This is a genomic window from Nocardia sp. TBRC8007, assembly GCF_056629435.1.
This window is the reverse complement of the sequence record NZ_JBWSOR010000027.1, coordinates 1-23,064: the sequence shown is the minus strand read 5'-3', so window position 1 is coordinate 23,064 and position 23,064 is coordinate 1. Positions and strand designations below refer to the sequence as shown.

14 protein-coding genes are annotated in these 23,064 nt (G+C 64.8%); 9 read left to right on the top strand and 5 right to left on the bottom strand.

All coding sequences use genetic code 11. The features are described from left to right. Positions 1 to 7: 7 nt before the first annotated feature. The 3 genes from ACX4ZE_RS17500 to ACX4ZE_RS17490 all read left to right on the top strand — a co-directional run bounded on the left by ACX4ZE_RS17500 (position 8) and on the right by ACX4ZE_RS17490 (position 13,426). Positions 8 to 4,600 (top strand): amino acid adenylation domain-containing protein, encoded by a 4,593-nt coding sequence (locus ACX4ZE_RS17500; protein WP_480274522.1) that lies wholly within the window; start codon positions 8 to 10, stop codon positions 4,598 to 4,600. Between the two features lie 41 nt (positions 4,601 to 4,641). Next, a complete protein-coding gene (locus ACX4ZE_RS17495; protein WP_480274521.1) occupies positions 4,642 to 9,783 on the top strand; it encodes an amino acid adenylation domain-containing protein in 5,142 nt (1,713 codons plus the stop codon). A 139-nt stretch (positions 9,784 to 9,922) separates the two neighbouring features. Next, complete coding sequence (locus ACX4ZE_RS17490; RefSeq protein ID WP_480274520.1) at positions 9,923 to 13,426, top strand: non-ribosomal peptide synthetase; 3,504 nt, start codon at positions 9,923 to 9,925, stop codon at positions 13,424 to 13,426. A 60-nt stretch (positions 13,427 to 13,486) separates the two neighbouring features. Here the strand turns inward: ACX4ZE_RS17490 and ACX4ZE_RS17485 are convergent, their stop codons facing one another. The 3 genes from ACX4ZE_RS17485 to ACX4ZE_RS17475 all read right to left on the bottom strand — a co-directional run bounded on the left by ACX4ZE_RS17485 (position 13,487) and on the right by ACX4ZE_RS17475 (position 16,309). Next, positions 13,487 to 13,621: a hypothetical protein gene (locus ACX4ZE_RS17485; RefSeq protein WP_480274519.1), complete on the bottom strand. Its 135-nt coding sequence runs from the start codon at positions 13,619 to 13,621 to the stop codon at positions 13,487 to 13,489. Positions 13,622 to 13,923: 302 nt separating this feature from the next. Beyond that, positions 13,924 to 15,303 (bottom strand): SagB family peptide dehydrogenase, encoded by a 1,380-nt coding sequence (locus tag ACX4ZE_RS17480; protein ID WP_480274518.1) that lies wholly within the window; start codon positions 15,301 to 15,303, stop codon positions 13,924 to 13,926. A 25-nt stretch (positions 15,304 to 15,328) separates the two neighbouring features. Further along, positions 15,329 to 16,309, bottom strand: coding sequence for an ABC transporter substrate-binding protein (locus ACX4ZE_RS17475; protein WP_480274517.1), 981 nt, complete (start codon positions 16,307 to 16,309; stop codon positions 15,329 to 15,331). Positions 16,310 to 16,590: 281 nt separating this feature from the next. On the opposite strand from ACX4ZE_RS17475, the gene ACX4ZE_RS17470 reads away from it, so the two are divergent. Further along, on the top strand, positions 16,591 to 17,472 hold the full coding sequence (locus ACX4ZE_RS17470) for a type IV toxin-antitoxin system AbiEi family antitoxin domain-containing protein (RefSeq protein WP_480274516.1): 882 nt from the start codon (positions 16,591 to 16,593) through the stop codon (positions 17,470 to 17,472). 50 nt (positions 17,473 to 17,522) lie between these two features. On the opposite strand, the gene ACX4ZE_RS17465 is transcribed toward ACX4ZE_RS17470, so the two are convergent. Beyond that, positions 17,523 to 19,571: a M13 family metallopeptidase gene (locus tag ACX4ZE_RS17465; RefSeq protein WP_480274515.1), complete on the bottom strand. Its 2,049-nt coding sequence runs from the start codon at positions 19,569 to 19,571 to the stop codon at positions 17,523 to 17,525. 340 nt (positions 19,572 to 19,911) lie between these two features. Between ACX4ZE_RS17465 and rplN the strand changes: the two genes are divergently transcribed. From rplN to ACX4ZE_RS17445, 4 genes are read left to right on the top strand one after another with little or no spacing between them, the layout of a single operon-like run. Continuing rightward, complete coding sequence (gene rplN, locus ACX4ZE_RS17460) at positions 19,912 to 20,280, top strand: 50S ribosomal protein L14 (RefSeq protein ID WP_480274551.1); 369 nt, start codon at positions 19,912 to 19,914, stop codon at positions 20,278 to 20,280. A 1-nt stretch (position 20,281) separates the two neighbouring features. After that, a complete protein-coding gene (gene rplX, locus ACX4ZE_RS17455; protein WP_480274514.1) occupies positions 20,282 to 20,599 on the top strand; it encodes a 50S ribosomal protein L24 in 318 nt (105 codons plus the stop codon). Between the two features lie 2 nt (positions 20,600 to 20,601). After that, positions 20,602 to 21,183 (top strand): 50S ribosomal protein L5, encoded by a 582-nt coding sequence (gene rplE / locus ACX4ZE_RS17450; protein WP_480274513.1) that lies wholly within the window; start codon positions 20,602 to 20,604, stop codon positions 21,181 to 21,183. A 4-nt stretch (positions 21,184 to 21,187) separates the two neighbouring features. Further along, complete coding sequence (locus ACX4ZE_RS17445; protein ID WP_014981705.1) at positions 21,188 to 21,373, top strand: type Z 30S ribosomal protein S14; 186 nt, start codon at positions 21,188 to 21,190, stop codon at positions 21,371 to 21,373. A gap of 77 nt (positions 21,374 to 21,450) precedes the next feature. On the opposite strand, the gene ACX4ZE_RS17440 is transcribed toward ACX4ZE_RS17445, so the two are convergent. After that, positions 21,451 to 22,323, bottom strand: a complete 873-nt coding sequence (locus ACX4ZE_RS17440; RefSeq protein ID WP_480274512.1) for an ETX/MTX2 family pore-forming toxin — start codon at positions 22,321 to 22,323, stop codon at positions 21,451 to 21,453. A gap of 336 nt (positions 22,324 to 22,659) precedes the next feature. Between ACX4ZE_RS17440 and ACX4ZE_RS17435 the strand changes: the two genes are divergently transcribed. Continuing rightward, positions 22,660 to 22,875: a hypothetical protein gene (locus ACX4ZE_RS17435; RefSeq protein ID WP_480274511.1), complete on the top strand. Its 216-nt coding sequence runs from the start codon at positions 22,660 to 22,662 to the stop codon at positions 22,873 to 22,875. Positions 22,876 to 23,064: the final 189 nt, after the last annotated feature.

The following is a 23,064-nucleotide window of genomic DNA, read 5'->3' as shown; positions in this document are numbered from 1 at the left end:
CCGCGTCATGTCGGAGACCATGCCCGCGCCGCAGCACACGACGGAGCCCCCGCGGATCGAGGACGTGCTCGCGCTGAGCCCGTTGCAAGAGGGGTTGTTCTCGCTCGCCACGTTGGCCGGGGACGATGATCTCTACACCATGCAGTTCGTGGTCGAGATCAGCGGCCCGATCGACGTCGCCGTGCTGCGCCGCAGTATCGAGGCGATTCTACGGCGGCACGCCAATCTGAGGGTGGTGTTCTGGGATCGCGATATACCCAAGCCTGTGCAGATCGTGCCTAGCTCCGTCGAGTTGCCATGGTTCGAAAGAAGCGCCGACGAGCGGGAATTCGAGTCCATTGTGGCTGAGCAGGCGCGGCGCGGATTCGATCTCGCGCGAGGTCCCGCGCTGCGCGTCGCGCTGATCACTCTGTCCGACAGCTCGCGCCGGATGATCGTGACCGCTCATCACATTCTGATGGACGGCTGGTCGCTCGGTGTGTTCTTCCGCGAGCTGTTCGCGGTGTACGAGGCAGGTGGTTCGGCTGTCGCGCTGCCCGCACCGCGGCCCTACCGCGACTACATCGGCTGGCTGGCCGCACGCGACACCGAAGCGACTTTACGCACCTGGACCGACTATCTGGCCTGCGCCGACCCGCTGCTGCTTGCCGATCGTGCCGACGCTGCGGTGAACACGGTGTCACCGACCATCCATAAGGTGTCGCTCGACGGTGAAGACACCGAGCGACTGCGGTGTTGGGCCCGTATGCACGGGCTGACCATGAACACAGTGGTCCAGTTCGCCTGGGCGATCGTGCTCGGCCGCCTGACCGATCGCCGCGATATCGTCTTCGGCACCACTGTATCCGGTAGGCCCGATGAGCTGGTCGGGGTCGAGACCATGATCGGGCTGTTCATCAACACCATCCCGGTGCGGATCCAGCTGGACGACCTGGCCGCCGCGGGCGGTGTGGCGCACGCGTGTGCCCAACTGCAGCGCGCCTCGGCGGTGCTGCGCGACAATGGATACCTGAGCCTGTCGGCGATTCAGCGTGCCGCCGGGCGGGGGGCATTGTTCGACACGTTGTTCGTCTACGAGAACGCGCCGGTCTCCGACGTGCTTCAGGCCATAACCACCGCCGAAGGCACCACCTTCCGTCCGATCGCTTCGGAGAGCCTGACCCATTACCCGTTGGCTGTGGTGTCGTTCTTGCTCGATGGTGAGCTGGCCGTGGTGGTCGAAGCCGTCGACGCGGTACTCGGCGAGCTGTCATCGGTCGACCTCAGCACCCGGTTGCTCGGTGTGCTGCGCCAGTTGCCGGATATCGGCGAGGCGAGCCTAGACGCTCTGGACGTGCTGCTGCCAGGAGAACTCCCGCGGTCGCCTGTCGCTCCTGCGGCGGATGTGCTCGGCGTGACGGTGCCGGAATTGTTCGCCCGCCAGGTAGCGGCCACGCCGGAAGCGCTCGCGCTGAGCACCGAGCACGAGCGCTATACCTACCGCGCGCTGTCGGATGCCGCGTTGCGTGTGGCGGGCGACCTCGCCGCGCGCGGTATCGGACCGGAAGACGTGGTGGCCCTGGCTATGCCGCGTTCCGCACGCTCGGTTGTCGCGATCCTCGGCGCGCTGGCCGCCGGTGCCGCTTATGTGCCGATCGACCTATCCCTGCCCACCGCACGCATCGCATCCATAGTGCGCCAGGCACATCCGCGCCTGATAGTGGTTGACACCGGTGCGGCGCCGGTACTCACCGAGCTCGGCGAGCTGCCGCCAGTGGCGGATTTCGACACCATCGCGACCGGTTCCGCCCCGCTGCCCGCTGCGCGGGCGGGGCATCCCGAGCACTGCGCGTATCTGATCTTCACCTCCGGCTCGACCGGAGAACCCAAGGGTGTCATGGGCACCCACGCCGCACTGGCCAGCTATTTCGCCGACCATCGCGCCCGAGTGTACCGCCCCGCGGTGGCGCGGTTGGGCAGGCCGCTGCGGATCGCGCACGCCTGGTCGCTGAGTTTCGACGCGTCCTGGCAACCGATGATCGGCCTGCTCGACGGCCAGTCGATTCACCTGTTCGACGCCGAGGAAATGCGTGACGCGCAACGGCTGGTCGCGGGGATCGCCCGGCACAGCATCGACATGATCGACACCACGCCTTCGATGTTCGGCCAGTTGGTCGCCGCCGGTCTGGTCGGCGAGCACGGCACCGAACTCACCGTGCTCGCGCTCGGCGGTGAGGCCATCGGCGTGCCGCTGTGGAGACAACTGTGTGCCTTACCGGACACCGCTGTGCACAATTGCTACGGGCCTACCGAAACTACTGTGGAGGCCGTGGTCGCGGCGGTGGCCGATTCAGAGGCCACACCTGCCATCGGTTCACCGACGTCCGGGATGACCGGTTACGTGCTGGATTCCCGGTTGCGACCGGTGCCGGATGGGGTCGTCGGCGAGCTGTACTTGGCGGGCGCCCAGCTGGCCAGGGGCTATGCGGACAAGCCTGGCGGCACCGCGGCCCGCTTCGTCGCAGACCCGTTCCGCGATGGGCTGCGGATGTATCGCACCGGAGACGTAGTGCGGCGCTTGTCGTCCGGCGCTCTGGCCTATCTGGGCCGTGCCGACGATCAGGTGAAAATTCGCGGCTACCGCATCGAGATCGGCGAGATCGAGACCGCGTTGCACGCGTTGCCCGGTGTGCGGGAGGCCGCGGTGATCGTAGTGCGCGGGCCGAGCGGTCCGGCGTTGACCGGGTTCGCGGTCGGCGCCCGGCTCGACCCTGCTCGGTTACGTGCGGCGCTGTCAGACCGGCTACCCGCGTATATGGTTCCGCATCGCCTCCTCGTGGTCGACGAGCTGCCCGTCACCGGTAACGGCAAGCTCGACACCCGACAGCTCGACGTCATGGCCACCGCGGCGCTGAACAGCGCGGCGCGCACCACTACACCGAGCACCGACACCGAACGCGCGGTATGCGCGACGATCGCCGAGCTCACCGGTGCCGCCGCCCCCTGCATCGATGCCGGGCCGCTAGAGCTGGGCTTGGACAGCATTGTGGCTATTTCTCTGGTCAATGCATTGCGGCGCAAGGGGGTCGCAACTGGGCCTAGGGCGGTGCTCAGCGCTATCTCGCTCCGGGAACTGGCCGCGGCGATCGATGCGGGCGCAGCCGCCGATCCGGCGGTCGCCACGGCGGAATCGGGCTCGGTCGGGCAGGTCCCGATCCTGTCCTGGATGCACGAGTACGGCGGCTATCGCAGACTCGCGCTGACCACTCTGCTGGAACTGCCTCCGGACGTGAACCGTTCGCGCCTGGAAATAGTGCTGCAGGCGTTGCTGGACGGCCATTCTATGCTGCGCGCCCGGTTCGTCGAGACCGCGGCGGGATACGACGTCTGCATCAGCGACCCAGGTACCGTCCGTGCCGCGGATATCCTGACATACGTCGAGAAAGGCACAGCGGATGGCGAATTCGCCGCCGTGCTGGGCACACGCGCCTTGGCGGTGGCCGATGAGATCGACCCGTTCGCAGGCGATCTGGTACGGGCGGTGTGGTTCGCTCGCGATGACGCTGCCGACCTGCTACTACTGCACATCCACCACCTCGCGGTCGATCCGGTCTCCTGGCACATCATCTGCGCTGACCTCGCTGCGACATGGGAACAGGTACGAGCAGGCGTACCGGTCGCAGAACTCACGCCACCGATCGAGTACACCGCCTACCGCGCCTGGGCCGACCGAACTCGTTCTCGCGCGGATACAGCGGACGTAAGAGACCAGCGTGACTATTGGCTGCGCCAGACCACCGGTCCGGACCCGGTCCTGGCCGCGCGGCGACCCGATCCAAGTATTGATACTTGGTCGTCCTATCGCGTGCACTCGATGCCTGCCACCCTCGAGCTCACCGCGACGGTACTCGACAATCTCACCGGTGCGCTCGGCATGCGCGAGTTCCTGCTCGCCGCGATCACTATGACTGTGGCCACGTGGCGTGGCGAACGCGGCCAAGACGCAGGTGCGGGCGCTTACCTCGCCATGGAAGGGCATGGCCGGGAGGACGCGGCGCTGGGTGCTGATATCGATACCACGCAGACTGTCGGTTGGTTCTCCACAGTGTTCCCCCTCCGCTTGGGCGTCGGTTCGGATGCTGTCGACCTCGCCGCAGCGCAGCAGAACCCGGCCGCGGCCAGGGCCTTGCTCACCTCAGTGGCCGCGACACTGGCGGCGGTGCCGAACAATGGCGCCGACTACGGTGTCTTGCGCTATCTCGCGGCGGATGCTGAGCTCGCCACGGCACCTGAGCCACAGGTGCTGTTCGACTATCTCGGTCGTCTCGATCTGACCCACACACATCAGCCGTGGTCGCCGGTCGCCGATATCGGGTTGTTCACGCAGCTGCCGACCGCGCCAGAACCTGATTTCCCGCTCCGCTACGCCATGGACATTATCGCAGGCGTCCATGGCACCGCTGCCGGGCCGCGGCTGATCACTCTATTGCGCTGGAGCGAAGCTGTTTTCACCGCAGCCGAGGTGGCGCGCCTGGCCGAGATCTGGCATGCCGCTGTCGCGGTATCGGCCCGCGCGGTCGTCTCGCTCGCCGTCGGCGAACCACCCGGACAGGCCGTGTGAGTCCGCAACCCCCAGTCCGTCACCAGATTCGAAGGACAGCCATGGCAGAGGACATTCTCCAGCGTAGAAAGCAATTGCTCCAGCAGCGATTGCGGGCGAACAATGTACAAGCGACCGTGCCTTCGCCGGTGCGCACGCGCGTCAGCGGTGCGCCGAGCCCGCTGTCGGCGGCACAGCGTCGGATGTGGTTCGTGCAGCGGCTCGATCCCGCCGGCGCCACGCTGAATATTTGTGTCGCCTACCAGCTGTCCGGTGCGCTGAGTACCGACCGGTTGCGTGCCGCGTTCGCGACCGTGGTCGCACGGCATGAGATCCTGCGCACCACCTATCAGGTGGGTGCTGACGGCGAGCCGTATCAGATAGCCACGGACGACGCTGAATTGACCTGGCAGCAGCACGATCTCACCGATTTGCCGCAGGCGAGTGCGAGCGTGCGGATCGAGGTGCTCGCCCGCCGCGAGTTCGCCCGCCCCTTCGACTTGACCGCCGAGCCGCCGCTGCGTGCGACGCTGGTGCGCACCGGTGCGACCGAGCATGTCCTGATCTTGGTGGTCCACCACATCAGCTGGGATGACGACTCGTGGCCGGTGTTGTTCACCGAACTGGACGCCGCCTACCGCGGCGCTGAATTGTCCGCGCTCGAAGCACAGTACGCCGATATCGAGGTCGGCGGCGATGACGAGGCCACTGCCGACCTGGCCTATTGGCGCGAGACCCTGACCCCGTTACCGGAACGCCTCGAACTGCCGAGCAGGTTTGCGGCGCACAGTCGGTCGCAGCACGCGGACCAGTGTGCGCGCCCGCTGGCGCCGGAGCTGATGACGCGGCTGGCCGAATTCGGCCGTGTGCATTCGGCCTCGCCGTTCATGGTGCTGCTCGCGGCCTTCGAGGTGCTGGTGCACCGCTACACCGCGGCGACGGATTTCCTGGTTTCGGTTCCTGTGGTCGATCGCCGAGGCGGCGCCGAGCGGCTGATCGGCTATTTCGGCAATACCGTTTTGGTTCGCGCGGAACTGGACGGTGCGGACGATTTCGCCGCGTTGCTCGATCGCACCCGCAGTGTCTGTGTCGGAGCATTCGGCCACCAAGGAGTCGGGGTGGACCGGGTGGTGCGCGAGGTGAATCCGCGGCGCGTAGCGGGCCTGGACGCGCTGGCGCAGCTCGTGCAGCTCAGCTTCAGCGTGCGAAGCGACACCGCAGGCTTCATTCTCGACGGCGTCGAGGCCACGCGGCTACCGCTCGGCAGCTCGGCGGCGGCCGAAGAGTTGGGACTGATGGTGGTGCTCGACCGGGCCTGTGCTCGGGTCGAGGCGACGTATCTGGTGGACGCGTTGGATCGGCAACTGGTCGAGCAGTTCCTCGACCATTATCTGCAGCTGCTCGACAGCGCACTGCGAGCGCCGAGCCTGCGCTTACGCGAGATCGACATCTTCGGCGACACCGACCGGGCGCAGATGCTGGCCGCCACGCACGGCTCGCTGGTCGCCATACCCGCGACCACTATGGTCGCGTTGCTGCAGCAGCGGGTCGCGGAGGCGCCAGGACACGTCGCGGTGGCCTCCGATGACATCGAGCTGACCTTCGACCAGTTGAACCGGCGGGCTAACCGGCTGGCGCACTGGTTGATCGGCCGTGGCGCGGGTCCGGAGCGCATTGTCGCGCTTCGGATGGCGACTTCCGTCGAGTTCATCATCGCTGCAGTCGCGGTGCTGAAGGCGGGAGCGGCGTATCTGCCGATCGACCCCGCGTACCCGGCCGACCGGATCGAGTATCTGCTGTTGGATGCCCGGCCCGAACTCGTCTTCGACGCTGCCGCTCTGGCTGCCGCCGAGGCTGAGGCCGCCGTCCGGCCCGATACCGATCCGGTCGACGCCGACCGCGCCGCACCGCTGCGCCCGTCGAATACGGCCTATGTCATCTACACCTCGGGCTCTACCGGGAAGCCCAAAGGTGTCTGCGTCCCGCATGAGGCCATCGCCGAACATCTGATCAGTTTCACCGCAGAATGGGATCTCACCCCTGCGGACCGGGTGCTGCAGTCCGCATCGGTGAGTTTCGATGCCTCGTTGATGGACATCTTCGTGACGCTGACGGCGGGCGCACGGGTGGTCGTGCCGAAGCCGAACGCCTACCGGGACATCCCGTATATCGCGGACCTGGTTACCCGCCATGGTATTTCGGTGCTGCACATGGTGCCTTCGATGCTGGCCACTTTCTTGGTGCTTCCCGAGGTCACGGAGTGGCGCGGCCTGCGGCATGTCCCGGTCGGCGGTGAGGCGTTGCCCGGTGAGGTCGCCGACCGGTTCGCGACTCAGTTCGATGCCAGGCTGCGCAACCATTACGGGCCCACCGAGGCTGTGGTGTGCTCGACGCATCAGCCAGTAGAGGGACCGCAGGGCATCGGCATCGTGCCGATCGGCGTCCCGAACCAGAACGTGTATCTCTACTTGCTGGACGAGGCATTGCAGCTGGTGCCGGTCGGCGTGGTGGGGGAGATCTACCTCGGCGGCAGGCAGCTGGCCCGCGGCTACCTGAACCGTTCCGGGCTGACCGCCGAACGCTTCATCGCCGACCCGTTCCTGCCCGGCGGGCGGCTTTACCGCACCGGCGACCTGGCGCGACGCAATGCCGCAGGCGAGATCGAGTTCCTCGGTCGGGCCGATGAGCAGGTCAAGGTGCGCGGGCATCGGATCGAGCTTGGTGAGGTGGAGGCTGCCCACACCGATCACCTCGATATCGCTCACTGCGTCGTGACCGTGACCGAACACGAGTCGCTCGGCCCGATCCTGGCCGCGTATGTGGTGCCAGAACCGGGCGTCGAACTCGATCTCGACCAAGTACGCGCGTTCGTTGGTGCGTCCTTGCCCGAGCACATGGTGCCGGCGGCTGTCATGGTGATCGATGCGGTGCCACTGACCGCCCATGGCAAGCTCGACAAATATGCGCTGCCCGCGCCGGTACTCACGGTGGCACGCGAGTACCGCGTGCCACAGACTCCGACCGAGGTCCGCGTCGCCGCCCTGTACGCGACATTGTTCGGTCGTGAGCAGATCGGCGCCGACGACTCGTTCTTCGAACTCGGCGGGCATTCATTGCTCGCGGCCCGGCTGATCACCATGATTCGCGCCGAATTCGGCATCGAGCTGGACATGCGGGTGCCCTTCGACAAACCCACTGTCGCTGGGCTGGCCGCTCATCTGGTCGCGGCTTTCCTCGACGAGTTCGATATCGACCTCGACGAGCTCGGCGCGGATGTCGCTGAGCCAGGCGAGGACGAGTGCGCCGCTGAGCCAGGTACTGCCGAGGGTTTCGCGAGCCATCCGATCGCCTCGAGCGCCATGCCGAGACCTTCGGCGCGACCCGAGCTGGTGCGAAGGTCACGACCCGAGTACATTCCGCTGTCCTACTCGCAGCGCGCCTATTGGCTGCAGCGGAAGATGGAAGGCGCGATCGAGGGGGAGAACGTCACCTACCCGATCCGTTTCGACGGCCCGCTCGACCGAGCCGCTCTGGTCGCCGCGATCAATGACGTTGTAGCCAGACACGAATCGCTGCGCACCACATTCCCCGAACACGAATCGACGCCCTATCAGCTCATCCACCCTGCTGGGCACGTCGAGGTTCCGGTGGTGGAGTTCGCCGAGGGTGAGGGCGAATCCAGGCTCGCTGCGGAATTGGCGGCCGATGCGGCCTATGTATTCGATTTGCGGGCCGAGCCCTTGCTGCGGTTGCGTTTGTTGGGGCTCGATGCCAGGACGCATGTGCTGTCGATTCTGCTGCACCACATCATCGCCGACCGCCGTTCCTGTCAGATCTTCGTCGACGATCTGACCACCGCTTACCGGGCTCGGCTGCGTGGCACTGCGCCGGAGTGGCCCGAATTAGCTATCCAGTTCGCGGATTTCGCGATGTGGCAGCGCGAGATCTTCGACCGAGGTCCTGGCCGCGAGGTCAGTGCGTTCGGTCAGGCGCAGCTGGATTACTGGCGCGCGGCGCTGGCTGGGTTGCCGGACGAAATCGCGGTCGGCCACGACCGACCTCGCCCGTCGGTGCTGGGTCGCGACGGCGTCAGCACCGCCAGGATTGTGCCCGCTGTGATCTGGGCGCGTGCGCGCACCCATGCGGAGGCGGTGGGCGCCACCGAGTTCATGCTGTGCCAGGCTGTCAGCGCGGTGGTGCTGAGCGCACTCGGCGCCGGTGATGATGTGGCGATCGGCGCGGCCGTGGCCAATCGCACCGAGCGGACGACCGATGATCTGATCGGCCTGTTCGCCAATGTGGTGGTGTTGCGCAATGACGTCTCGGGTGATCCGACGCCGAGGATTGTGCTGGATCGGGTACGGGACTCGTCGCTGGACGCGATCAGCCGCCAAGGCGTGCCGTTCGAGCGCCTCGTCGAGACCATCAATCCGCCGCGTTCGCTGTCGCGCAATCCGTTGTTCCAGGTGATGATGCATATGCGGCACCGCGCGACGCCGGTCGCGTTCGATTCCGATGGCGCGACCATGATGCAGGGCATCGCCTCGTTCTACGACGTCTCGTTCATGGATTTCCACTTCGACTACACCGTGGACACCACAGGGGAGCTGATCGCGCGTATCGTGATCGATCCCGATCTGTATGAGACCGCGACCGGCGAGCTCTTCGCCGATGTGCTCGTCCGGGTTTTCGAGGCGTTCGCCCAGCAGCCGGATACGGCGCTCGGGGAGTTGGATCTGCTTCCAGCCGAGTGGGATACGGCCAGGACGGTAGTACATCGGACTACCGCACCCGCCCAAGTGCATCCGACCGCCGCGCCCATCCGGGCCGAGGGCGGTGAGAGCGAGGCCCCGCGGACCGATACCGAGCGCACCCTGATCGCCCTGCTCGAAGAGCTGCTCGAGCTCACCGACATCGGTCGCGAAGACGGCTTCTTCGGCCTCGGCGGCGACAGCGTCATCGCGATCCAGTGGGCGGCCCGTGCGGGTGAGGCGGGGTTGCCGCTGACGCCGCGGCTGGTATTCGAGTACTTCACCATTGCCGAACTCGCCACGGCGGTCGATGAACTCCGCGCAGGCTCATCTACCGGCACGGTGTCGGAGATTTCCGCCGAGGACCGCCATCGCCATGAGCCCATGTCGGTCTCGGGTCTGGGTGCGGACGCACTGGCCGCGCTACAGGATTCCTGGGCGGCGCAACGCTGATCGGACATGTTATCGATTTGCCTGAGTTAGGTAAACCTAATTAAATGAGCTGGGCTGCTGCGGAGCAGGCGCGCAGCACCGGATGCGGCGATAGGCACGGAAGAGCCGACAGCGAAGAAGAGCAAGGAGTGACAGCGAAGTGGAGTCGGCACCACAGCGGGAAGACTCGGCCGGGATCGACAAGGAGGAGATCAAGGCGGCGGTAGCGGGACAACTCGGTGTAGCCGAGAGCGATATCGCCGATCATGACGACCTCATTCAGTTGGGGCTGGATTCGATTCGGACCATGAAGCTGGCCGGTCGATGGCGCAAGCGCGGAGCCGATATCAACTTCGCCCAGCTCGCGGCCACGCCGACCCTGGCAGCCTGGTACGACCTACTCGACCGGAGTGCGGCGAGCACCGATAACGATCCAGTGCCCACCGCAGCAGCTGCCGCCGTCCCTGCCGATGACGAGCAGGAACCCTTCCCGCTGGCTACCATGCAGCATGCCTACTGGATCGGCCGATCGGCCGAGCAGGAGCTCGGCGGTGTCGCCGCTCATCTCTACGTCGAATTCGACGGTGGCCGCATCGATCCGGTACGGCTGGAGCGGGCAGCGACCGATCTGGTCGCGGCGCATCCAATGCTGCGCACCAGGTTTCTGCCGGAGGGCACTCAGCAGACCATGCTCACGCCGGGGCTGCCGGTCTTCAACGTGGTCGATCTGCGTGGACAGACGCCGGAAGCGGTCGAGGCCGCCTTGGTCGAGTTGCGTGAGCGCAAGACCCATCAGGTCTTGGCCATCGAAGACGGTCAGGTCATCGACATCACTCTGACCCTGCGCGACGCGGACAGCACCCGACTGCACCTGGATGTCGACATGCTCGCGGGCGATGCTATGAGCTACCGGGTGCTGGTTTCCGAACTGGCTGAGTTATACCGTGGTGCGTCGCTGCCCGCACCCGGCTACAGTTATCGGCGCTATCGCACCGAATGCCGCGTCGACAGCGCCTTCCGTGAGCGGGACCGGCAGTGGTGGCAACAGCGACTGCCCGAACTACCTGGTGCGCCGGAACTCCCCACTATCCCGGTCGGTGCCCGCACGGGTGGGCAGCGCACCGTGCGCTACGACCATTGGCTGGCGCCGCGGGCCAAGCAGCGACTGCTCGCCGCCGCGCACAAGCGCGGCCTTACGCCGGCCATGGCGCTGGCGGCAGTGTTCGCCGAGACTATCGGCGGATGGTCGGCGCAGAGCCGGTTCCTGCTGAATGTGCCACTGTTCCACCGGGAACCGGTGCATTCCGATATCGATCGCGTGATCGGTGATTTCACTTCCTCGATCATGCTCGAGGTCGATGTCACCGAGAACATGTCGGTTGCCGATCGGGCCCGTGCGCTGCAACGTAGTATGCACGACAGTGGTGCGCACAGTGCTTACACCGGACTCGAGGTGCTGCGGGATCTGGGCAGGTATCGCGGTGAGCCGATCTTGGCTCCTGTCGTCTACACCAGTGCGCTGAACTTGGGCGAACTGTTCGCCGATACGGTCACCGAGTCCTTCGGTGAGCCGGTGTGGATCATCTCGCAGGGGCCGCAGGTTCTGCTGGACGCGCAGGTCACCGAGGTGCGCAGCGGCCTGCTGCTCAATTGGGACGTGCGCGAATCGGCATTCCCGGAGGGCATGGTCGACGCCATGTTCGCCCAGTACACCGCGGCCATCGAGCGGCTGGCCGAGGGCGAGGCAGGCTGGAACGCGGAGGCGGCGGTGCGGTTACCGATCGCCCAGGCCGAAGTGCGGGCGGCGGTCAACGCCACCGATGGCCCGGTCAGCGGGCGCTGCCTGCATCAGGGTTTCTTCGAGCATGCCACGGCACATCCCGAGGCGCCTGCGGTGCGCTGGGGTCTCGGCGCCGAGCAGGGCGAATGGAGCTACGGAGATCTGGCAGCCCGAGCCCTGGCGATCGCGGGCGCGCTGCACGCCGAGGGAGTGCGGCCCGGCGCGGCGGTCGCGGTCCAGCTGCCGAAGGGACCGGACCAGATCATGGCCGTGCTCGGTGTGCTCGCGGCGGGGGCGACCTACGTGCCGATCGGATTCGATCAACCTCTCGGCCGTCGAGCCGAGATCCTGCGCACCGGTGACATCGGCACGGCCTTGACGGTGCCGGGCGCGGACTTGGGCGCGGCGGTGACATGCCTGTCCATCGATGCGGCCTGCGCTTACCCTGATCCGCTGGCGGTACCGGTCCTCCCGGATACGGGCGATATCGCCTACGTGATCTTCACGTCCGGATCGACCGGCGTGCCCAAGGGAGTCGACGTCCCGCACCGCGCCGCGATGAACACCATCGACGCGGTGAACGAGTGGTTCTCGGTCGGCAGCGCCGACCGCGTGCTGGCTTTGTCGGCCTTGGAATTCGACGCCTCGGTCTACGACATCTTCGGCATGTTCTCGGTGGGCGGCTCACTCGTCGCAGTTGATTCTCGACAACGCGCCGAGGCCACCACCTGGGTGGAACTACTACGCACGCATCGAGTATCGATCCTCAACTGTGTGCCGAGCATGCTGGACATGATCCTGGAGATCGGCGGTGACCAGTTGGGCTACTCGCTGCGTGCGGTCACCCTCGGCGGTGACTGGGTCGGCGCCGACCTGGCCCGCAGGCTGGCCGCTCAGGTGCCGGGGTGTCGGTTCGCCGGGCTCGGCGGTGCGACCGAGACCGCCATCCACAACACCATCTGCGAGGTGGTGGGCGAGCCCCCCGCGCACTGGGCGACGGTGCCGTTCGGCGTTCCGCTGCGCAATGTCCGGTGCCGTGTAGTCGGTGCGGAGGGCCGGGACTGTCCGGACTGGGTACCCGGTGAATTCTGGGTCGGCGGTGCGAATGTCGCCGCGGGCTACCGCAATGATCCGGACCGGACCGCGCAGCGTTTCGTCGAACACGAGGGCATCCGCTGGTACAAGACCGGCGATATGGCCAGGTATTGGCCCGACGGCACCATCGAATTCCTCGGCCGCGTCGATCATCAGGTGCAGATCCGCGGCTATCGAGTGGAGCTCGGCGAGGTGGAGAGCGCCTTGCGTACGGTGGCCGGGGTCCACCATGCCGTCGCCGCGGTTGTCGGCGCGGGTGCGCCGAAACTGGTCGCCGCCATCGCGGGTGCGGCGAGCGAGATCGGCGATATTACCGCCGCGCTCTCGAACCTGCTGCCCAGCTATATGATTCCCACCCGCATCGAATTCTTCGAGCAGATGCCGTTGACCGCCAACGGTAAATCGGACCGTCGCGCGGTGGTCGCGCTGCTCGAACCACAGGCGACCGAGGTCGAGGACACCGCCCCGCGCGATGACGTGGAAGCCGTCCTGGCCGACATCATCGCCGATGTTCTCGGCCTCGACGAGATCGGCGTACACGACGATTTCTTCGGCCGCGGCGGCGATTCCGTGCTCGCCACCACCGTGATCGCCCGGATGCGCGAGTGGCTGCACGTCGACCACGCACTGGTCGCCGACCTGTTCGCCACCCGTACCGTAGCCGGTCTGGCCGAGCGCCTGCGGGATCGTGATGCCCAGCGCGCCGGGGCGGACCGACTGCCTACAATCGCCCGGCTCTACCGCGAAGTGGCCGCGATGACCGATGCGGAGGTCTTGGCCCAGACCTGACGCGAGGCGGACATCACAACAGGCGCCGTTGTCCCCATTCGGATGGGCGGCGCTCCACAATCAGGACCATGGCAGCAGGGTGCGTGCCTGCAACGCACCATGGTTCATCACATCGTCGAAACATGACCCGAACGCATCCCCCATTGCCGGGCCGCGTAGCGAAGCCGGTGCCAAGGGCCGACCACCGATACTCATCCAGTCAGTCTGACAGTGAACAGAACCCGTGACTGAGCTCCGATGACTGCCGGGCGCGACATGTTCGGCATTGACCTTCATGGTACCGGAGACACGCTCTCCCAACGGGCTCAATGACCTCATGGAGGAACATGAGCATCTCGAGTGTAGGACGGTACCGGTCATAGATCCTGTGCGGCGATTTCTGGCGACTGTGCCTACCTCCCCTCGCGTGGCTGGATCGGTAGTGCGAAAGGGATACCCAGCCTGTCGTATCCGCCGCCGGTGTGGTTCCCGGCAGCGGACACGTCACAGCATTCAGTTCAGTACGCTTCGCGGGAGCCGATGATGATGCTCCCAACACTGCATTCCTCCAGCTCGTCGACACCTGCCGCGGTAGCGAACGCCGCAGTGTCTCCGAAACCCTGCGCACAAGCGCCCAGGCCCATAGCGGTCGCCGCCAGGTAGATCGTTTGAGTGAGGACACCGACCTGCTTGAGGATGGCGGCATACGCGATCTGCTCGTAGGTCCACATCATCCGGCCCGCGCGAGCTGCGATGACCAGCAGCACTTGGGGCTCGGCGCCTGCGGCGAGCGTAGCCGATGTCGGCTTCACCAGCCGAGTGACCGCTGGCGTGTCCGCCGCGGCGACGAACCGCAGCACATGGTCGAACGAGTCGTAGTGGTACATGCCAGGTGCTAGACCCGTGACCGAGCGCACCACCGGGTAGAGCTCGAGTTCATACAGGCTGCCACCGGACGGGTAGGGCCGGGAGAGCAGCTCTTCGTCCTCCCCCACCAGCCGCGTGCTGCGGGTTCTGGCAGTGCGATACAGCAATTCGGCCAGCTGGTCGAGGGTGAGGGGCGCGGTTTCGTCGAAGGCTCTGGTCGATACACGGTCCTCCAGCACGGCCGTCAAGGGCGGGTCGTCGGACCGCTTGGCCACCAGATCCGGGACGGGCAGCGCGATCGCTTCGCCGGGGTAGTTCGCCTTGCGGGCCTTCGGTTGTGGGAACCGGCCCTTCGCCCACTTGGTCGGGCCGAAATGCTCCCAGGTGATGGTGCGCTCTCCCAGCGTGCTGCGACGGTGGAACCACAGATCCGGTGCGCTCCAGCTGCTCGTGGTGAATTCCCGATCCTCGGCGTCTGCATCCGCGACCAGGAAACCACACCATCGCAGATCATCGGCGAACTGAGATTTGACCGCGATCGGCAGGTCGACGTCCGCCGCGCCGACCCCGTCGAGCAGCGCGAGCAGCCGAGGATCGTGGATGCGCAGGTCGCACCACGCCAGTGGGTGTTCGAGTACAAAACTGTTCGCGTCACGATGCAGCACAGCGAATTTCGACAACGTGGCCGACCAGGGTAGCGGCGTACTCGGTCGCGATGCAGGCTGTCCGAATGGCCGGATGCTGTAGAGGTCGCGTCCGCCGTTGCGGACAGTGACCGAAAGCCACCCCTCTTCGGCCAGCTGTTCGACCAGCTCACCGACCTCGTGGCCGCCGGACGGATTCGCGAGTTCGCCGAGTGTGCACGGTCCCTGGTTCAGCGTCTTCAGCGCCTGCACCTGGGCGGTGCCGAGGCCGGTCAGTTTCTGGTTGTGCGGTGGATTGAGCAGTACCGCTCCGGTCGGCACAGTGACGCAGGTGACGCCGTCGCGCAGGGCGAAGCGGGTCTGGTCGGGATAGGTGAGGGCGGACAACCGGGAAACTCCTCGTGCGGTGGTGTTACTTCGCGGCGTTTGTCAGCGCGGGCGATAGCTTGTCCAGGACGTACGGGATCGACAACACCGTCGGCTGGTTGACGGCAGTGATCTCCTGGGTGGTCAGAAAGACGACTGCGTCCTTCTCGACCGCGGGCAGTTTTGCGTAGCCGGGTAACTGCCGGTACTTCTCGTCCATATTTCCGGAGTAGCCGGCGAGCAGCACGTCGGCCGTCAGTTCGTCCACCCGCTCTGGGGAGAGCGCGGCACGACCTTGGATGGCGGGCAGATCGAGCAGGTTCTGCGGGATGCCGAGCCCCAGCTGCGCGAACAACTTGGCCGACCCGTCGTTGGGGTCGGTCAGCACCATCAATTGGGTCATACCGGCCAGCCAGGTGCTGGCGAATGTTTTGCCTTGCAAGCCTGGATTCGCCGCGGCGATGTCCGTGATCTTGTCGTTCACGCTTGCGACAATCGTTTTCGCCTCATCCTGCTTGTGCAGGATCCGGCCTAATGTGGTCACCAGGTCCTGCCATGGCGTGACGATCTCCTTGGTCAGTCCGGGCAGAGTCGGGGCAATCTTGGAGAAATCGTCGTAGTTCTTCTGGTCGGCGATGAAGGAGTCGGCCAGGATCAGATCGGGTTCCAGCGCGGCGACTTGCTCGGTGAGATTGCCCGTGGTGCTGATCGGCGTGGCAGACGCGTCGATCGGGGGCTGCCATGGTGGTGCGCCCTTGGACAGCACGGCGACATTGTCGACGTAGGCGGCAGGCGTCACGCCGAGGGCGAGGCTGGTGTCGAGCCATTGATTGCCGAGGATGACGATCTTTTCCGGGACCCCGGTGATGGTCGTCTCACCTCTGGCGTGCTTGATAGTGATCGATTCGCCAACGGATTCCTGCTCGCCACTCGGCGACCCACATGCGGTGACGGCAAGCATTACGGTGCCGGCCAGCAGGGCCACTGCGATGCGCGCCCAGCTGCGAGCCGCCTGGACAGACCTCATCGTTCACCACTCCTTCGCGAGAAAACCCCTCGAGCCGGCTTCTTCAAACCACGTTCCAGCTTAATCAGCCAAGGCTAACCTATCTATCTTGCTCCGTTAAGTAGTGGCCGCACTCTTCGCGTCCTACCGGTCGTCTTGGCGACCGGAGTCGAATGGTGGTTCGCTCGGCTGACGGAACCGCCTTTTCACTACGCTCGCCGAGAAATTCACACCCGGCCGAGTATCCACAGGGGGCGGGTGGGTGCGGTGGGAGAGAGCGGGTGGCGAAGCAGGCTGGGTGCATGCGACTTGGTTTGGCGCAGTTGCGAGATGAACAGTTCGGCGTGTTCACCGCGCGGCAGGTGTTGTGCGAGTACACCCGAGCCGAGCTGCGCGCTCGGATCGACCGGGGGCAGTGGGTGCGGGTCTTCCAAGGGGTTTACCGCGAGGCGAGTACGTCACCTGCACCCGAACTCCGAGTCGAGGCCGCACGGTTGTCCATGGGGTTGGTGTCACTGGCCGCCGCTTACAACACCGCTGCCGAGCTGCACGGATTCGCGGTCCTCGCGAATCGGCCGACCGATGTTCTCGGTATCCAGACCTCACGCGCCAACCGGCTCGTTGTGCACCGCGATCGAGTCGATCCGGCGGAGTTGGAGCTGGTTCGCGGGACATGGGCCACGAATGCCGTCCGCACCGCCACGGATCTCGCCCGCACGCTGCCCCGCATGGATGCGCTGGCAACCTTGGACTCTGCGCTACGAAGCGGGGTCTCGCTTACGGCCCTCGTTGACGAAATCGACAAGCACACCCGCCGCCGCGATCGGCGCCGAGCCGCCGAGCTGATCGCGCTGGCAGACGACAGGGCCGAGTCGCCTATGGAGTCGCGCGCCAGACTGCGTTGCATCGATGCAGGCCTGCCGCCGCCAGAGCCGCAACTCGAAGTATGGACTCGAGACGGACTGCGCCGTATCGATCTCGGATGGCGGCGGTGGCGGATCGGCCTGGAATACGACAGCATCGCATGGCACTCCGGACAGGATGCCGCCATGCGTGACAATCCGCGACACAACTGGCTGAGCACCGAAGGCTGGACCATCTACTACGCTACTGCCGCCGACGTCTACCACCATCCGCACCATTTCACCGCACCCATTCGGTATGCGATCGAACGAGCGCAGTGAAATGGCGGCAGCGGCACTCGGCCGAGCCGCCATTTCACTGCGCTCGGCAATCAGAACGTAACGCGTTGTTCGGCGGGCATGAAGAGTTTGTCGCCTTTCTGTACGCCGAAGGCCACATAGAATTCGTCCAGGTTGCGTACTACCTGGTTGCTGCGGAATTCGGCGGGGGAGTGCGTATCCTCGGCGAGTAAGCGGATGGTGCGCTCCTTGGTCTGCTTCGAGCGCCAGATACGCGCCCAGGACAGGAACACGGTGCGATAGTCGGGGTTGTCGATGCCGCGCTGCTTTTCGGACATGCGGAAGGCCGCGAGCGTGATCTGCAGCCCGCGCAGGTCGGCGAGATTCTCTCCGACAGTGAGTTTCCCGTTGACGTGCTGGTCCGGCTTCAAGCCTTCGGGAACCAGCACATTGTACTGGTTGATCAGCTCCTCGGCTTTGGCCTCGAACGCGGCCCGATCTTCCGGAGTCCACCAGTCACGGAGGTTGCCGTCGCCGTCGTATTTGGAGCCTTGGTCATCGAAACCGTGGCCGATCTCATGTCCCATAGTCGATCCGACCGCGCCGAAATTGACGGCAGGCAGCGCGTCCTTGTCGAAAAACGGAGGTTGGAGGTAGGCGGCCGGAAAGACGATCTGGTTGGTGGTCGGCGAATAGTAGGCATTCACCGTCTGCGGCGACATGCTCCACTCGGACTTGTCCACCGGTGTGCCGAGCCGCGCCAATGCGCGTTCGGACTCGAAATCATAGATAGCGAGCAGAGATTCGATCAGCTTGCCCTTGGTGATCCGCAGGGTGGAGTAATCGACCCACTTGTCCGGATAGCCGATCTTGGCGTCGATCTTCTCGAGTTTCGCGATAGAAGCGGCACGCGTCTTCGGCGACATCCAGGTCGAGTCGGCGAAGTTCTCCCGATAGGCCGCGACGACCTCGGTGAGCATCTCCTTGGCTCGATCTTTGGCCTCCGGCGGAAAGTGCTCGGCCACATAAATCTTCCCAAGCTGTTCGCCGAGGTTTTCGTTGACGATCCCGACCCCGTACTTCCACCGCGCCGGACGCTCGGTCTGCCCGTTGAGAATCCTGCCAATGAAATCGAAGTTCGCATCGTTGATCGCCCTCGGTAAGTAACGTGCGAAATGTCGCAGTAAGGACAATCTGAGATAGTCGCGCCAGGTGTCGAGGTCCACTTCGGTCCACAGCCGACCGGCTGTGGTGAGGTAGGGCGGTTGGTTGACCACCACTGTCTCGAACAGTTCGCGTGGGCGGTCGGTTATTCCGGAAAGCCACCGATCCCAATCGAATTTCGGTGCCAGCGCGGTCATCTCGGCCCAGCTGTACCGGTTGTATGTCGCGTCGGTGTCGCGATTGCGCACTTCGTCCCAGTGTCCGGCCGCGATCCGTTTTTCCAGGTCGAACACGCGCTGCGCCATCCCGGCTGGATCGGGGAACCCGGCTCCCGCGGCGATGCGTTCGAGGAAAACCCGGTATTGCGCGAGCACCTCGGCGTGTTCCGGTTTCCGGTAGTACTGCTCAGGGAGGCCGAGCCCGGACTGCCTGATTGAGGGAATGTAGGCGTCGGAGTTTTTTCGATCGATGCTGATACGGAGCCCGATCAGGCCGCTGATCGGCAGCGCGCCCATCACTTCGGCCAGCTTCGGTTTGTCCCCGGCGGCATCGATCTCGGCGAACAGTCCCGCTAGCGGCGTCATCCCGAGCCGTTCGATCTCATCCCAGTCGACTCTGGCGTCGTACAGATCCCTGATCTGCTGTGCCTCTGAACCGGGCTTGGGATCACGAATGCTTTCGATGATCTCGCGCAACTGTTGTTGAGTGCGTTCGGAGGCCTCGCTGAACGAGCTGAAGGCGGCCTTGTCCGGTGGCAACTGATACTCCCGCAGCCACTTTCCGTTGACGTGCCGGTACAGATCGTCCTGCGGCCGGATCGCCTCGTCCGCACCGCTCATATCGACGCCGGTGAGCGTCCTGCTCACCGGCTGGGAGCTATCCGAACAAGCGACCAGTGCGGCAGCGGTCGGGACCGCCCCGAGCGCGATCAAGAAGGCACGACGGTCCAGCTGGGCTGGGCGACCGGTTGATGTCACGCGAGAGTCCTCTCCCTGTCACGGAGTCGCCGCACACGTGCTGGAGGCGGCCTTGTCGAGCATGAGGCTACCGGCGTCGGCCCAGTGTGCTTCCAGACGGCCACGCCCGCTTTCCGACCGCCCGTCCGATTTGGGAACGACCTGCGGATTCCCCTACACTGGACCGGTTGCCCGCGGGAGCCGTGTCCGCGATCCGGCGGCGAACCCCCAGCGGTCGGTTCCGTGTTACATGCTCGAACCGAGGAGAACGCCGGCAGGCGCGCGTCCGGAGGGCAACCGACCATGCCCGTCGGGTCGGTAATCCGGCGTGCTAAACGTCCAGGTCAAGGAGGACGCTGAAGTGATTCAGCAGGAGTCGCGACTGCGTGTCGCCGACAACACGGGTGCGAAGGAGATTCTCTGCATCCGCGTTCTCGGCGGTTCGTCGCGTCGCTATGCCGGTATCGGCGACGTCATCGTCGCCACCGTGAAGGACGCCATCCCCGGCGGCAACGTCAAGCGGGGTGACGTGGTAAAGGCCGTTGTCGTGCGCACCACCAAGGAGCGCCGTAGGCCGGATGGTTCCTACATCCGCTTCGACGAGAACGCGGCCGTGCTCATCAAGCCCGACAACGATCCGCGCGGCACCCGCATCTTCGGCCCGGTCGGCCGCGAGCTGCGCGACAAGCGGTTCATGAAGATCGTCTCGTTGGCCCCGGAGGTGCTCTGACATGAAGGTGCACAAGGGTGACACCGTGCTCGTGGTCTCGGGCAAGGACAAGGGCGCCAAGGGCAAGGTCATCCAGGCCTACCCCAAGGAGAACCGAGTCCTCGTCGAGGGCGTGAACCGGATCAAGAAGCACGTCGCGAACTCCGCTAACCAGCGCGGCGCCTCCTCGGGCGGCATCGTGACCCAGGAAGCCCCCATCCACGTCTCGAACGTGATGGTCGTCGACTCCGATGGCAAGCCGACCCGGATCGGCTACCGGACCGACGAGGAAAGCGGCAAGCGGGTCCGGATATCCCGGAAAAACGGGAAGGACATCTGATTATGACTACGACCGAAACTGCCGCAGGCTCCGCGCCCGTGCAGCCCCGGCTGAAGCAGCGCTACCGCGAAGAGATCAAGGACGCGCTGAACAAGGAATTCGACTACGCCAATGTGATGCAGATCCCTGGCGTGGTGAAGGTCGTCGTCAACATGGGTGTCGGCGACGCGGCTCGCGACGCCAAGCTGATCAACGGCGCGGTCGAGGACCTGGCCCTGATCACCGGTCAGAAGCCGCAGATCCGCAAGGCGACCAAGTCCATCGCGCAGTTCAAACTGCGTGAGGGCATGCCGATCGGCGCGAAGGTCACCCTGCGCGGCGACCGGATGTGGGAGTTCCTCGACCGCCTGGTCTCCATCGCCCTGCCGCGTATACGCGACTTCCGTGGCTTGTCGCCGAAGCAGTTCGACGGCAATGGCAACTACACCTTCGGTCTGAGCGAGCAATCGATGTTCCACGAGATCGACGTGGACAAGATCGACCGCCCGCGTGGTATGGATATCACCGTGGTGACCACCGCGACCAATAACGAAGAAGGCCGTGCCCTGCTCAAGCACCTCGGCTTCCCGTTCAAGGAGAACTGAGCACATGGCAAAGAAAGCACTGGTCAACAAGGCCAACGCCAAGCCGAAGTTCGCTGTGCGCGCCTACACCCGCTGCCAGCGGTGCGGCCGCCCGCACGCGGTGTACCGCAAGTTCGGCCTCTGCCGCGTCTGTCTGCGCGAGATGGCACACCGAGGCGAGCTGCCCGGTGTGCACAAGAGCTCCTGGTGAGCTTGCGCTTCTGACCCGAGGGGCCCTCTCCCGATAACGATCAGGAGAGGGCCCCTCGGTGGATTTGTGCGCGTAGGTCAGAATGCTTTGAAGGTTCGGTTCAAGGTCGTGGGTGCAGGTGCGGTGGGAGCGTCTGGTTTGATCGATACGTGGACCTTGAAGTTCGCTCCGTAGGTGGCGCTGTAGGTTCCGAGTCCCTTGAAGCGCAGCGTCTGATTGGCGTTGTTCAGCGAGAATCCTTCTCGCAGTGGGGGGGTCTTCGTGAAGGATCGGGTCTGTCCGCTGTCTTGCGCGTATTTGACCATCCGATAGATCGGTTGGTCACCGCTGTTTGCGCAGTTGCGTGGCGTGCAGAACCATGGGAGGAAGGAGCCGCCGATATCGGTGATCAGGTCGACGTTTCCGCTGGCTACTGATTGCTGCAGCATGACGGTGACGGTGGCTGTGGAGTGCGGGGGAACCGTGACGGTCTGTCCGGGAGCCGTGTAGGTCGCCGACTTGGACGTCGAGGTGCTGCGCGTCTCACTGAAGCTCCAGGTCGTATTCAGTTCGGCGCCTAACTGCAGTGTCGTACCGAGATTCAGCGTGGCCAATAGCTTGGTCCAGATCTCTAGCCCTTTCGTGACCGACGTTGTCGCCGTGTTGGCCACGGTCTTGGAGAAGCTTTGGCTGGTCAGGGTCTGTGGCTGGTTGCTGGTGTTCCGTAGGGTCGACGTGCCCGCGAACCACTGTTTACCCAAAGTGATTTTGGGTTTTCCCGCTAGCGCCACAGCGGAATGGGTGTACGTCGCTTTACCGTACTCTGCATAGGTGTAGTTACCGTATTGATCTCTGAGCACGTCGTCGAGCTTGGTGATTTTGGGGGCGGCCGCATGCGCCGGAATCGCTGTGAGGAAAACGGTGGATATCGCGGATATCATACCGATAGCAACGCTGATGCCACGCTTCATGGTCAGATCCTTCTATACTTGTTCAATTCTTGAATACTTCAGGTGCACGGTAGGTGCTCGCGACGCGCACGAAGTCCGCCACGACTGCGTCGGTCGTTTTCCGGTGTCTCGGCCGAAGAAAGCTACGGGAGGCGGCCCGTGCGGTAATGTTTCGCTTTCGTAATCGGAGTTGTTTCTTCAACACTTTTCCGGCGGAGAACAGTAGACATGATCCCGCAAGATATTGTCTACGAAGTTACTTTTTGTTCATTTTTTTCACGACGATCCCCGACCATGGCTTGATCACGGGTAGGCAGTGGCTCGGGCGTTCTACTCATGCAATTCCATTGTGGCAGAATGGTTTCTCCTGTCCGGGAGTATGCTGTCGCTGCGGATTCGGCTGCGGTCTTCGTCGTAGGCGAATCCGCGGATCGGTGGATCGTGTTCTCGATCGATCGGGTCCGCGCCTATGCGGTGACCTGTTGGGGTGTAGCGCTGGCGATGGTCGGGCTGGTGACGGTTTCGCGGGTCTGCTATCTCTGCCGCAGTACCGCGACGTCACGGTGCGGCTGATGCGCGGCATTTTTTCTGCGCCAGGGGAATCCGATGCCGACATGGACTTCGGTGGTTTTCGGAATACGGGTACCACGGCGTCGATAACCGTAATCATGCGAGGTCGACGGAGACGGAAAGTCTTTCCAGGACGGTGTTTCCATGTGCGCAGGCTGGGCTGGTTGCACTTCACGGTGAGGATGTACTGAC

What these genes read in the sequence shown, in the direction of transcription:
- ACX4ZE_RS17500 (WP_480274522.1), top strand. Translation starts at nt 8, where the DNA reads ATGTCGGAGACCATGCCCGCGCCGCAGCACACGACGGAGCCCCCGCGG.
- ACX4ZE_RS17495 (WP_480274521.1), top strand. Translation starts at nt 4,642, where the DNA reads ATGGCAGAGGACATTCTCCAGCGTAGAAAGCAATTGCTCCAGCAGCGA.
- ACX4ZE_RS17485 (WP_480274519.1), bottom strand. Translation starts at nt 13,621, where the DNA reads ATGAGTATCGGTGGTCGGCCCTTGGCACCGGCTTCGCTACGCGGCCCG.
- ACX4ZE_RS17475 (WP_480274517.1), bottom strand. Translation starts at nt 16,309, where the DNA reads ATGAGGTCTGTCCAGGCGGCTCGCAGCTGGGCGCGCATCGCAGTGGCC.
- ACX4ZE_RS17470 (WP_480274516.1), top strand. Translation starts at nt 16,591, where the DNA reads ATGCGACTTGGTTTGGCGCAGTTGCGAGATGAACAGTTCGGCGTGTTC.
- rplX (WP_480274514.1), top strand. Translation starts at nt 20,282, where the DNA reads ATGAAGGTGCACAAGGGTGACACCGTGCTCGTGGTCTCGGGCAAGGAC.
- rplE (WP_480274513.1), top strand. Translation starts at nt 20,602, where the DNA reads ATGACTACGACCGAAACTGCCGCAGGCTCCGCGCCCGTGCAGCCCCGG.
- ACX4ZE_RS17445 (WP_014981705.1), top strand. Translation starts at nt 21,188, where the DNA reads ATGGCAAAGAAAGCACTGGTCAACAAGGCCAACGCCAAGCCGAAGTTC.
- ACX4ZE_RS17440 (WP_480274512.1), bottom strand. Translation starts at nt 22,323, where the DNA reads ATGAAGCGTGGCATCAGCGTTGCTATCGGTATGATATCCGCGATATCC.
- ACX4ZE_RS17435 (WP_480274511.1), top strand. Translation starts at nt 22,660, where the DNA reads ATGGTTTCTCCTGTCCGGGAGTATGCTGTCGCTGCGGATTCGGCTGCG.